Source organism: Umbribacter vaginalis (genome assembly GCA_001552935.1).
Classification (GTDB): Bacteria; Actinomycetota; Coriobacteriia; order Coriobacteriales; family Eggerthellaceae; genus Berryella; species Berryella vaginalis.
Genome location: KQ959694.1, coordinates 1 through 12153, shown reverse-complemented (window position 1 = coordinate 12153; position 12153 = coordinate 1). Strand labels below are relative to the sequence as shown.

At 47.1% G+C, this 12153-nt stretch carries 11 protein-coding genes; 1 reads left to right on the top strand and 10 read right to left on the bottom strand.

What is annotated here, in order from left to right; translation table 11 throughout:
- Nucleotides 1-230: 230 nt before the first annotated feature.
- The 10 genes from menC to HMPREF3190_RS04550 all read right to left on the bottom strand — a co-directional run bounded on the left by menC (nt 231) and on the right by HMPREF3190_RS04550 (nt 10014).
- The gene (gene menC / locus HMPREF3190_RS04595; RefSeq protein WP_082715168.1) at nt 231-1370 is read right to left on the bottom strand and encodes an o-succinylbenzoate synthase; all 1140 of its coding nucleotides are present in this window, start codon (nt 1368-1370) and stop codon (nt 231-233) included.
- 378 nt (nt 1371-1748) lie between these two features.
- Nucleotides 1749-2675: an arsenosugar biosynthesis radical SAM (seleno)protein ArsS gene (gene arsS, locus HMPREF3190_RS04590; RefSeq protein ID WP_066780836.1), complete on the bottom strand. Its 927-nt coding sequence runs from the start codon at nt 2673-2675 to the stop codon at nt 1749-1751.
- 8 nt (nt 2676-2683) lie between these two features.
- Nucleotides 2684-3019: an arsenosugar biosynthesis-associated peroxidase-like protein gene (locus HMPREF3190_RS04585; RefSeq protein WP_066780834.1), complete on the bottom strand. Its 336-nt coding sequence runs from the start codon at nt 3017-3019 to the stop codon at nt 2684-2686.
- Between the two features lie 44 nt (nt 3020-3063).
- Complete coding sequence (locus HMPREF3190_RS04580; RefSeq protein ID WP_066780832.1) at nt 3064-3561, bottom strand: C-GCAxxG-C-C family protein; 498 nt, start codon at nt 3559-3561, stop codon at nt 3064-3066.
- A gap of 160 nt (nt 3562-3721) precedes the next feature.
- Nucleotides 3722-4939, bottom strand: coding sequence for a hypothetical protein (locus HMPREF3190_RS04575; RefSeq protein ID WP_449676208.1), 1218 nt, complete (start codon nt 4937-4939; stop codon nt 3722-3724).
- Complete coding sequence (locus tag HMPREF3190_RS04570) at nt 4905-5594, bottom strand: TIGR04283 family arsenosugar biosynthesis glycosyltransferase (protein WP_066780827.1); 690 nt, start codon at nt 5592-5594, stop codon at nt 4905-4907. Before HMPREF3190_RS04570 ends, HMPREF3190_RS04575 begins: the two co-directional genes overlap by 35 nt.
- Complete coding sequence (locus HMPREF3190_RS04565) at nt 5563-6306, bottom strand: TVP38/TMEM64 family protein (RefSeq protein WP_066780825.1); 744 nt, start codon at nt 6304-6306, stop codon at nt 5563-5565. The genes HMPREF3190_RS04570 and HMPREF3190_RS04565 overlap by 32 nt, the downstream gene beginning before the upstream one ends.
- The gene (locus HMPREF3190_RS04560) at nt 6284-7186 is read right to left on the bottom strand and encodes a TVP38/TMEM64 family protein (RefSeq protein WP_082715167.1); all 903 of its coding nucleotides are present in this window, start codon (nt 7184-7186) and stop codon (nt 6284-6286) included. Before HMPREF3190_RS04560 ends, HMPREF3190_RS04565 begins: the two co-directional genes overlap by 23 nt.
- A gap of 24 nt (nt 7187-7210) precedes the next feature.
- Nucleotides 7211-9139: a DUF2064 domain-containing protein gene (locus HMPREF3190_RS04555; protein WP_066780823.1), complete on the bottom strand. Its 1929-nt coding sequence runs from the start codon at nt 9137-9139 to the stop codon at nt 7211-7213.
- Nucleotides 9140-9306: 167 nt separating this feature from the next.
- Nucleotides 9307-10014: a rhodanese-like domain-containing protein gene (locus tag HMPREF3190_RS04550; protein ID WP_066780821.1), complete on the bottom strand. Its 708-nt coding sequence runs from the start codon at nt 10012-10014 to the stop codon at nt 9307-9309.
- A 285-nt stretch (nt 10015-10299) separates the two neighbouring features.
- Here HMPREF3190_RS04550 and HMPREF3190_RS04545 point away from each other — a divergent pair.
- A partial coding sequence (locus HMPREF3190_RS04545) for a BspA family leucine-rich repeat surface protein (protein WP_156425717.1) occupies nt 10300-12153 on the top strand: 1854 nt, incomplete at its 3' end.

Genomic DNA, 12153 nt, shown 5'->3' with positions numbered 1-12153 from the left:
GTGCTGGTACTGGCTGATGACAGTAACCAACGCACTATCTATGATGTTGTTGCACCTCATCAAAATGTGATTGATAACTATTATCTGCTTGGTGGTACAAACGTCATTGGGGAACAGACAGTAAATGTTCTAAAAGAGATTTTTGGCGAGAAAAAATAATTTCGTCATTCTTTCGCGTTATTCTAAGGGCACACATCGATATTTAACGTGTGCCCTTTTCTCATAGAGAACTAGTTACTATGAAATACTTCAGTATACTGTGATAATTTGTTTAATTCTTCTATATCAACAACCGCACCTAAACCAACACCACAAGGAACTTTCATTCTCCCTTTGATAAATTCGATTGCTGGATGTGTTAAATCTGCATAGAAATATCTCTTTGAGTCGGATAAATCGCCAGCCATATATGAGTCGCCTAAAGCTGCTAACTGCACATGTAGCAATTTTGAAATACTACTTTCAAGCATACTGCCAATCCAATAGCGAATGTTATGATCACGACAAAACTGTATTATCTGTTTCGTCTGATACAAACCACCCAATCTACCAACTTTAATATTCATAACGTCGATGATATTATGCTGAGCTCCTTCTATGAGGTCAGATAGCGTTAAAATAGTTTCATCAAAACATAGAGGTGTGGTAACACGCCAATGATAGTTACGCTTAAGTTCAATATAATCATTAATAGAATGAACTTTAAATGGTTCTTCAATACATATTAAGTTTAAGGTATTAAATTGTGCTATTTTGTCAATGTCTTGTGGTGCATAACTACGATTCGCATCAACTGCTAAGTCAATATCTGGAAATCTTTTACGAACAGCACAAACCTTTTCATAACCATCATAGGGGGTAATTTTTATTTTAATACGAGTACAATAATGTGATACATGATATTCAACAAAGCTTAAAAGTTGGGATAAGGGCATATCACCGGCAACTACCCCCATAGGAATCGTGTTTTGTAAGGGTTGTTTCATGCAATACTCAACCGTATTATACTGATTGCGCGCAGCCATTACATGCAACAATGCATTCTCTAAACCTGCAACAGCCATTGGAGTATCTCGATGAGCTGTATTGAACATGGTTATAATCTCATGCAACGCATGTTCATTATTGAATGTCTTACCAAGAACAGCTGGTATTAAATATTTTTTAAGAACGTTCCATGATATTTTATTAGTCTCTTTCGTATAAAAGGGAGTGTCGAAAGATACAACTTCACCATATCCATAATTTCCCTGATCATCTTCTGCACATATGATAATAGTATTACGATAATCAATTGCAGTTTGTGCAGTCACAAATGAAAATTTAAGAGGCATTCCAACAAAATATAATGTTATAGCTTTAACAAACATAATGCTTTATTACCAATTGTTTTCGTAGTTAATGTTGCCATTATGCTTTATTGTTGCATAATTTACAGACACAAAAATTATATTTAACCAGCAATTACACATAAATTTCAGCAACATAATAGTTCATGTAAAATTACAATAGACGGCCTCAAATATTTATCTATATATACAAGACGCTATCGCGCTACATACTCTATAACTAAACTACTCACGAAACAATGCAACATAAAATAAAACTACCAGTATGTATACTGGTAGTTTTTATACTGATAATGATAATGGTAATGGTATGAATTTTTATACTATAATACACCGCTCTCAGTTATTGTTACTATTCATTGCTTAATTACGAGGCACCTCCTCGTGGAGCGCGCCTGCTCAAGACGAACCAGCACCCGCCGTGCAGCCATAACAGTGATCGCCTATACTGATGCGACGTTTATGAATTCCCTGTTCAAGAGCCTCATCGACCATTTGCGCACCATCGCAGACACCCAGATTGTGCGCCAGGTTAAAATCGCAATCAAATAAACGTCCGTCATAGTTCACGCTCAGCATTGAGCGACACATTACCTGCGGCAATGCACACGCATTGTAAGCCATTTCCAAACGAGTCATATAGCGCTCGTAGTTTCCCGAACGCTTCAACCAAGCCAAAAAACGCCCGCTCGGATTATTCGCAAGTGCATACAAGTTGTTAAACACAATGTTGTACTGCGCCAAAAATTGGCGGTATTCGTGTTCTAATTCTTGCTGGTTACCAGGCAAAACAGCACCATTTGGATTATGCACCACGTGAAGCTGCAAGCGCGGATTGCTGCCGTATCCAATGGCACACAGCGCCTGCAAAACGCGCAAACTGGCGTCATAACTGCCCTGCCCGCGCTGACGCTCCGCACGCAGCGCATCGCACGCGGGAAGCGAAGCCACCACCTGCACTTCGTGTTCCTTGAAAAACGACAGATACGACGCGTAATGCGGCAAGGTATGAATAACCAAGTTGGTACGCACAATAAGCGTTTGCGCAACAGGCGACAACTGTTCCACTAAATAGCGAAACTGGCTGCTCATCTCGGGAGCGCCGCCCGTAATATCACACGTTGAAAATCCTTCCTGCTTGAACAGCTGGACGCATTGTTGTGCTGTTGCGCGCGACATATCCTCTGTGCGCCCAGGGCTGCACTCAACGTGACAGTGCTTACACGCCAAATTGCAGCGCCGCGTGATATTAAGCTGCAGCGTTTCGATGGTATCGCAGCTCAGCAGTGCGCCATTTTCACAGTGCGAACTAAAAGGTGCAACCACAAGATAACCTAAAACTCAAGCTGATCGGCCAGTTTCTTCATTTGTGTTGCGTGAGCAAGCACCGCGCCGCCCGTAATCGCGCTGGCCACATGCACAGCCTCCATCAGCTGCTCGCGCGAACAACCCGAGCCAAGCGAGGCGTCAGTATACGCTTCAATGCAATACGGGCAATGAACCGCGTGCGCAACTGCCAGCGCAATGAGATTTTTCTCGCGCGTCGTAAGCGCGCCCTCGGCAAATACGTCGCCGTAGTAACTCATAAACTTGTTCCACAGCTCAGCGTCCATTTCTCCCAGCTCGCCCTTGCCAAATGCCTCAAGATCTTTGTGTTCGTAGTACGCCATTTTTTCTCCTTTTCTTAGTTGTTGATAGTACGTTTTAGTGCGTTTTAGTACGTTTTTCCAGGTAGTGCGTTTTGCTTGTGCTGCAAAATATCGTTGCAAATATCTACCACCGCATACAGAGCACGCGGACAGACACTCTCAAATAATCCCTGTTCAGCAGCATGCTGAAAGTTGTTGCCCTCATTGACGTTCATACCTAACAGCTGTTCGCAAGCACACGCACGCATGGTCTGCTGGAAGCGCGAAGCAAGCGTGTCCATTGCCTCGTATAAGGTAGCACGCGCATCGTTTTGCTGGTCGCTTTCTGCAGTGCTACACACAGGAATAGCTGGAAGCAGCAAACTTAATACCATCATGCCGCCGCTGAGCGCACCGCACATACTCCCCTGGTGTAATCCCATTTCAAAGGGCTGCGCAACGCGCAAAACTTGTTCTTTGCTTAACGGCAAGCTGTCCAAAAAATGCAGCATAACGCTTTGCGAGCAGTTGTATCCTGCTGCTAACAGCGCATTGAGCTGGTGTTTTTCGTGTTCGGTAATCATGCAATCCTCTCTCTTTTGTTGTGCTTTAATGGGAATGCGTTTGGTGAGAAGGTTTGTGGATTATTCTCAGATGCATTCCCGTTAACGCGCTCCCCGTGCTGCGTTTGATGCGTTCCCGTGCGTAGATCCTCTCTAACGCAAACGCGTGTGCAGTCAACCATCAGCCCTGCACACAACAATCACCAACGCGATGTTTTCGCAGCTTAAAGGCAGAAACATTACGCGCGTAATGTGTACTGGGCACTTCGTGCACGCCCAAAATTTCCGACAAGAAATTCTTAACGCGCTTCACGCCACCCGCATGAAACATGCCAGCACACGTAGAACAGTACGTATACATATTTGCTGCATTCATCGAGTTCACACGCGCATGCGTTGCACGAACCAATTCTGGCTCGCGCTTATATGCTCCGCCACCTGCACCGCAACATTCAATTGCACGAAACGTTTGCTCACAGCGCTTGGGAGCAAAGGGTTTAATATGCTCATATATCGTGCGATCAAAACGCTCTGAACAGGGAAAATACACGTGCACTTCCTCGTGAATTGTTGACGTAAAGCCAATTTCCGTTAAAAATTCGTACGGATCCATAATCTGCAATGCAGGATAGCGCGAGCGTAAAAAGTGGAAACAATTTGGACAGCAGCAAATAACGCGCTTGACACCCTTGCGCGCGAACAAGGCGTCAAGCGGGTGCATATTGGGCGTGCAACCACTGTCATGAACAGGCTTTTTACAGCAATCAATGGAGAAATCGATGCCGTAGCTTTCGCACAGCTCTATCATGCGGGCGCTTGTTTTTGGCAGATACCCAGGATAATTACATCCCAAAAACAGCAGCGTCTTCGACTGAACAGGCGAATTGTTGCGCAGCTTGTACGACGTTTTCCAAAACGACGTAAACCACGCATCCTGCGGGCGCGCCGCACGCAGCTCGTACGCTATGCGGTTGCCCGACAAATCGACGGGGCACACCGCCTTGCAGCGATCGCACATAAAGCACGAATATCGCAGGTCAGGGCGATGCGTAAAATCCTTCAAGTTCAAATCGTATTTCGTGAGGAATGAACATGCGCGCGTGCACGCAGAACACTCAATGCATGTTTCTCTCGTTTGCACGCACATTGAGCGCTCGGGCATGCATCGCTCCTGTTCAACAAGGCTATCGTACGGTTGGCAGGTCAGCAAGGGAGCAGGATCTGAAGCTGACACGCACCTCACGTGCTGCGTTACGTTCCCCGTCCTCGTTGCCGTTACCTGCGCTGTTACCTGTGTTGTTGCTTGCACATTCCCGTGTGTTGCTACCTGCATATTCCGGTACGCCGTTACCTGCGCTGCTGTGTTATCTTTCAAGGCTGCCGTCATCTTTTCCGTCATGCGATTCGTAGCTTTTATGGAGTAAAGCCACATCCACCCCCCTTCGATACTGAAATTGCAAGCGCTTCATCTGCAGCAAGGTTGAAGCGGCGCCGCGCTTAAAACGCCGCGCCGACGTAACCAGGGGCACATCGAGCAGCTGCACCGGATGCCCCGCCGCGCGCATATCAAGCGAGAACTGGTAATCTTCCATAAGCGGAATGTCCCGATAACCTCCCACCTGCAAAAACAACGACCGCTTCACAAAAATGCCCTGGTCGCCAAAGGCAATGTGTCGCGCCCGCACGCGCCAGTTCGATGCCCAAAACGCTGCCAGCTTCAACAATGCGCTTGAAGAATCGAACTGCACGCGAAAACATCCCACGTCAAAGCCGCTTTCCTCTATCGCTTGAAGCGAATCAGCACTAAAGAGTGAGTCTGCATGCAGAAACCACAGATACTCGCCATGCGTCTCGCGCGCAGCAGCGTTCATCTGGGCACCTCGAAAGTGCGCCCGCTGAATTTTTGGATAACGGATGCGCTCGTAGGTGCCATCGGTGCTTCCTCCGTCGCTAAACAGCACGTCAGCCTTGCCTTCCAGCGCGTCGAGCTGCGATTGCAGCGCATCGATGCTTGCACGTTCGTTAAGCGTTGGAATTATGATGCTTACGCTCATGAACAACCTCTCCAAAAAAAGCACGTGCAATAATCAGCGGCACGATAATCAGCACTGCCAACAGCGCAATCGCAATCCAAAATTCTGTGCTACCGGGTTGATACAGCTTATCGCCCATGTTCAAAAATATCACGGTACCTGGGATAATACCCAGAAATGTTTCAAGCATATGCACCCAAAAGCGAATGTTCGTAATGCCTGCCACATAATTGGCCATGTTGTAACTTACCAGCGGAATAAGGCGCATCACGAAAAACACGCTTCCCAGCTGCCATTGATTGGTGGTAAGCAGGCGTTTTTGAAGCGATGTGCTCACATGCTTGCGCACCAGACGCGTCACAAAATCCTTTGCCACAAAACGCGCGAGCGCATACATAAATGCCGCATTCAAAAGCGCCCCGACAAGCGTAAGGAGCGTTCCTTTGACAACGCCAAACAGCGCGCCACCTGCAAGAGCAAGCACGGGAACGGGGAACAAAAACGCTGGCAGCACAATCCAACAGGCAAGATACACCCACGCGCTTAGCGCGCCACTCGCTGCAATAGTAGTGCGCAGCGTTTCGAGGGAAGCATGCTGGCTTACGTACCACGATGCAAGCAGAATTACTGCCGCTACCAGCACTTTTACAAGCAGCACCGCAAGGCGCCTGCCCGCGGGATGATGCTGAAGCGAGCGGTTCGCGTTTTCGTTATGCGCGCTGGTGAGAGGCATCGTACATCTTCTTTCCTGCTGCAATAAGCGCTGCTGCGGCAAACAATATCAACAAACCAATCATGAACGCCTGTGCACCGCCGCTCAGCTGGCCTCCTGCGTAAGAATACACAACCGTCGCAGGAAGCTGCCCAAGACCCGTTGCCACGAAAAACTTCCAAAACTTCACGGATGTAAGCCCTGCAAAATAACTAACGGGGTCGAATGGCACAAATGGCAGCAAGCGTGCAATAACAATAGCGTTTGCGCCGTAGCGATCGAAAAAGCGCTCCATCTGCTGCACTGCGGCGTGCGAATTCAGCCGAACTACCACGTCACGCCCCAAAATGCGCGCGATGTAGAAGCACAGCGACGCGCCAACCATCGAGGACGTCCACGACAACAGCGCACCTTGCCACCAGCCCCAAATGGCTGCGTTCGCCAGCGTGATGAAAAACGCTGGTATGGGTGCTACGATAGCTTGCAAAATCATCAGCAAAAACGAAACTGCCACTGCACCTGCGCCAAAACTTTGAATGTAAGCGATAAGATCGGCCATATTAAGCGTGGTCATCGCCCCAAACGACGCATGAATCCACTGCTGAACGGCAGGGATGCATGCATACGCAACACCGCAAAGCACCGCAACACACAGCAAGATTATGCGTTTCACATGGGCAGAGCGCTTTTGCTGCTCCGATAAAACTGCAGGTGAAGAGCTTGATTTTGATGGGTGCGCATGCTGTGCTGCTGTTGTTCCGGTGTACTTAGCTGCTGACGCACGGTTCTGGTGCGCGGTTGACGTTTGGTTGTATTGAGTCGAGCCCGTTACGTCCTGTTTTGTTGTGCTCGTTACGTCCTGCTGTGCCAAACCCGCACAATTCTGTTCCTTAGTATCCATACAAACCTCATTGAGAATAACCACTTAAAACGCACACGACGCGCCAAAAAAGCGATCGTGCAACGTCGTTAGATATTCAATTGATAAAAATTCTTGTATTTTTTTCCATGTATCGACATTACGCGCACCTTCACCGTGGCTGTACTGCACAAACGCCATAGCGCACCACGTGATGCCGCGCAAAACATTCAGCTGCATATACGTGCGCAAAAGCTGCGTATCAACCGTTCGAAAGCGCGCATATTCGTCCAAAAACGCACGTATTTCTGCTGCCGATAGAATAGTGTCAGTTTTCCAGTTGGTGGTTGTTGGCACCAAAAAGTGAGCAATGTCTTGCTCGCAATCGGCAATGACGGGCTTTTCCCAATCGATAATGCACGAGAGCGTTTGAGGCGCTTCGTCATTGATGATGAAATTCCCACTATTGAGCTCGGTATTGATGACACACGGACGCGCACACGGCGTGTCATTTGCACGGTGAGCAGCTATTTTCATCCAAGTTTGGATAAGCACAAGGCGCTCAGCAGTACTGCGATCGGAATGGCGGCTGCCAATAGATTGGCTTGCGGGTACAAAATAGCTGGCATCGCTGCCTGAAGCGTTGCGGCCTGAGGTATCGCAGCTGGCGACATCGCAATGGGCAGCATCGTGGCAATCAGCACCGCTACCAGCAGAAACAGGCAACATAAATCGTTCATACACGTTCCACATGCGCTTACATTCCTCAAGAAGCTCGCGCTGCGGATAACGTGGGCGCAGCAATGGCGCATCAGTTGCATCTAGTGTATGAACGCGCGCCAACAAATGTGCAGCAAGCAATAAGTCCTGTTCGTACTGAAGCGACCGACCAGGCAGATATTCCATCGTCAGCATGCCATAAGGTATATATTTCCCCTGTTCTGTACATGAATAAACGCGAGGCGTAACCCCAGATGGTTCCAAAAAACGCAAGGCATTGAACTCGTAGCCAATTTGTTTATGCCCCAGGTTTATTTGACTTGCACGATTGACACGAAGCACAAAAGGAGCTTCAATCGCACCCAACCACGGTGCAGGTGAAAGCGCAAGCGGCACAGAATTCGGCGCGTTATCGCGTTCCTGGTGCACCGTGCTCCAAGGGCGTTCTATTAAAAAGTTGCTGTTATATTCACCTGCGCCAATACAGCGCACGTCGCGCGCAGCCGTTTCTGCACGCAGCGCGTCATCAAACGTGTCAACATCAAGCAATGTACCTTCCATCGTTATAGAATACCCCCTTTCACGTGCGCATTTAACAGTGTTGCGCGCCACATCGTCCTGCGAAAAGCGCATGCCAGAAAACACATCGCAAGGCTTGCGCATGCCAATAAGACCGTAGCCTCCATCAAGCGTAGGAGTAATGACAATATCATGGGTATCAAGCGCCTTATAAGCTCGGTCGATCAGCTTGGGAGTAAGCCCCACGATATCCGAGCCTATAAGGATAACTTTGCGGTGGTGCGAAAGCTGCTGAAAAAGCGCATGTTGCATGCGTTCTCCCAGCGTAGCGCCGCGCTGCGGATACAGATGCGGCCGTTGCGTTGACGGACACGCAGGAACGTGCCCGGGGACGCGGGCAGAGCCAGACACGTGCGAGCGCGCAGGAGCATGCTCGGGAACGCGTTCAGAAACGTACCTTGAATCATCCCCGAGAACGCACTCGGAAATGTGCCCGACCTCGAACGCACGCCCGTACGCAGACGTATGCGCAGGCAGATGGCCTGTTTCACCACCGTTATGATGTGCAGAAAAAAGAAACTCAAGGTCGGCAGGCTTGCCGTCGTAATACACGACGACCTCAAAATGCCGCGCTACCTTAAATGTGTCAGAAATAAGCAAACGAGCGAGATGTAAACAACGTTCAGCAGGCAGAATTGCTGAAAGTCGCGTTTTGCCGAAACCAATGCGGGGAGCTTTAGTAAAAAATATCAGCATATACTCTCGCTTTCGGGCGCTTACCTGCATATGCAGAACCGCAGGACAGGCACCTATTCTGCCACGCGCACGCTTATGCGCAAGCAGAAAAACACGCGTTCCTCAAACACTCGGAGAACAAAAAACAAGGAACATTGCGCGCCCCTACCAAGACCATGCAATACGTACTATTTCACCAGTTCGTAGTGTGCATACTCCTTTGTGCCGTCGATGGCATTTGTTACGTCGTAGCCCTGTTCGGCCAGCTTGTGCGCACCCGCAAACGAACGGTTGCCACTGTAACAATACGTCAAAACGGGCTTATCCTTGGGAATTTGATCAAGCATCGTAAGCACCGTGTCGGGCGTTGCATGCAAAGCGCCTTTCATATGACCTTGCTGGTAGTCCTTTTCATCACGGAAATCAATAATGGTTGCATTCCCTTGCTTCACCAGCTGGGCAAACTGCGGACCAAGAACCGACTTTGCTTTCGTCATGGTCGTATACGCAAAATCTTTCACACCAGCAGCATTCTGAACGTGTTCAAAACCCTTTTTTTGCAGAAGTTCCTGGGCTTTGTCGCTCTTTTTGCCTGTGTTGCAGACGGTTACGATGTTCTTTTGCTTGTAGCTATCAATTTCAGAAAGGCGCGACTCGAGCTTGTCGAGCGGTATATTGATGGCATGCTTTACATGGCCCGCGTTGTATTCCTCGGGACTGCGAACATCAATAACAAGGTAGTTCTCCTTGGCTTTGTTGTCTTCTTCGATTTTGTTTAAATCGGAGCCAGAAATGGTGTTGCCGTCTCCCACCGGCTGAGTACATCCTGGTACGATGAGCAGTGCAGAAATAATGCCCACCGCAAACAGACTTTTTGGTAATGTGGTCGAAACCATATTCCCCCCTTCCAAGACAGCCGCACACGTGCGACTTGCGTTATTGTAACAAGTTTTAAAAGATTTATGCAAGTTGGCACTACCACGTCTTTATACACGACACGCGAAAAACAAGCGTTTGTACTGGTGTTTAGGAATAAGTAACAAAACGTCACCCTCAAGCCTACCGTTTACCTGATATTTGTAGAGTTTTAAACTTGTTTATTAGTCTTTTAGTCATCTTATTTTTATGCATATGATAATCTCATATTGTTGGTATTTTTCATCAGTAAAGGAGTGTATTGTATGAAGCTACGGTCTATAAAACATCAAACGAAGCAAACAGGAAAACACCGCATAGCAAGGAATATATGTTTTGGTGCTCTTATGCTAACGTCAGTACATGCAGTTGCGCTTTCGCCAATAGTAGTACCCCCCCCCGCAGCCTACGCACAAGATGACATTATAAAACCAGAATGGAAGCAGGAGCATACAAGCACATGGACAAGCGAATTTGGAACTGCTCCAAATAATAAAACCTATAAACATTCCGCCTATTCACACTACGATGACAACAACAACCTGGTGGGCACTGACACCTATGCGTCAAGCTCTACATCACGAACAAGCCATGTGAAATGGATTTTTTATAGAAGTGACCAGCCTAATGGTATAAAAAAAGGCACTCTTATCCTAGAACCAAGTGATGCTGACGGGCTCATGGATATACGACGGGTGCCATGGAAACCATCAGGCGGTCTCGCTCCAGATGAAGAAATACACAACACTGTTAAACATATCATTATTAAACCAGCGCGCATTGGCAATCGCGAAGTACCAGTAACCTTCGATAACCTAGCTGACTTTAACATGCTATTCAATCAAACAGGCCACTTGGAAACGATTGATTTACGCGGATTACGTTTTAAATATAATAAGGATACTGGATTTGATTATAAAAATTGTTCTGCATCTTTGTTGTTTCAAAATAATTTTTTCTTACACACCATTATTCTTAACTCAACAATAACATTTGATAGAGCTACAACATTTGACGCAATGTTTGCAAATTGTATTCGTTTGCGACGTATCCTGAGTGAAGATGACGCAAGTAAAGAAATGCATTATGAAGCCAATGATCCAACATGTGATGTATCAGGCCTAGCAAATTTTGATACACAACGTGCAACCAATATGAGCACAATGTTCCAATTGTGCTGGAGTATAACCAACTTCGATTTCAAACATTACCCAAAGTTTAAAACTAATAAGGTTACAGATTTCAGCTACATGTTCAATGCTGTAAATGGCTGGAACAATCCCCCCGATCAATTTATTTTCGAAAATGGAAACCTTAGCTCAACTGGAAAGTTTGTACTAAAAGAGCTGGACTTATCAAGTTTTGATACATCAAGTGCAACGAACATGATTGGTATGCTCTATGGACAGCTAGGCTTGGAAAAACTTGATATATCAGGCGCTTTTAAAACAGATACACAATTCAAACAAAAAATATATGGAGGTCTGCATTCGCTCAAACACCTTACCGTAAACAAAAATTTTAAATTAAGTGATACGGCAAATTTACCTGATGCAAATGGAAAAATTTATCGCAAGTTTATCAAACCATTTAAACATAAAGACGAAACAGCACAATATTCCGGCAAATGGATAGTGCTGAAAAACAACAAACCGCTCCCCAATGTAAGTTTTACAACAGCAGAGCTGTGGAACAGCGATCGTTTTCACAAGCTGCTACAACAAGAAGCTCCTGGCGAGAATGACACACTTACTCTTACATGGGAAAATAAAAACGATGTATCGCAGGTGCCCACTGTTACTTTTATGGTTGAAAACGGAGTGTTTGAGGACGAGAAATTTGTGCATACGGTAGAAGTAGGAGCAGATAATAAAGTAGAAGCATCTGCCATTCCCACGAAAACCAAAACAGGAAGTGCGATCGAAGGCTGGTATAAACTAGGCGATGCATCAAAAACAGCTGTTGATTGTAGCACTACAACGTTTCAGGAAAATACTACGCTGGTAGCTATCCTTGACGATGCCGGTACACAAGGCGGCTCGGGTACGGGTGGCTCGGGCGAATCTGGCTCGGGCACGGGTGGCGGCGTTGGTGGCGGCACCACCACCCCTTCCACACCA

Excerpts from the sequence above, each read along its gene's own strand:
- menC (WP_082715168.1), bottom strand. The coding sequence starts at position 1,370 with ATGTTTGTTAAAGCTATAACATTATATTTTGTTGGAATGCCTCTTAAA.
- HMPREF3190_RS04585 (WP_066780834.1), bottom strand. The coding sequence starts at position 3,019 with ATGGCGTACTACGAACACAAAGATCTTGAGGCATTTGGCAAGGGCGAG.
- HMPREF3190_RS04580 (WP_066780832.1), bottom strand. The coding sequence starts at position 3,561 with ATGATTACCGAACACGAAAAACACCAGCTCAATGCGCTGTTAGCAGCA.
- HMPREF3190_RS04575 (WP_449676208.1), bottom strand. The coding sequence starts at position 4,939 with ATGACGGAAAAGATGACGGCAGCCTTGAAAGATAACACAGCAGCGCAG.
- HMPREF3190_RS04570 (WP_066780827.1), bottom strand. The coding sequence starts at position 5,594 with ATGAGCGTAAGCATCATAATTCCAACGCTTAACGAACGTGCAAGCATC.
- HMPREF3190_RS04565 (WP_066780825.1), bottom strand. The coding sequence starts at position 6,306 with ATGCCTCTCACCAGCGCGCATAACGAAAACGCGAACCGCTCGCTTCAG.
- HMPREF3190_RS04560 (WP_082715167.1), bottom strand. The coding sequence starts at position 7,186 with ATGGATACTAAGGAACAGAATTGTGCGGGTTTGGCACAGCAGGACGTA.
- HMPREF3190_RS04555 (WP_066780823.1), bottom strand. The coding sequence starts at position 9,139 with ATGCTGATATTTTTTACTAAAGCTCCCCGCATTGGTTTCGGCAAAACG.
- HMPREF3190_RS04550 (WP_066780821.1), bottom strand. The coding sequence starts at position 10,014 with ATGGTTTCGACCACATTACCAAAAAGTCTGTTTGCGGTGGGCATTATT.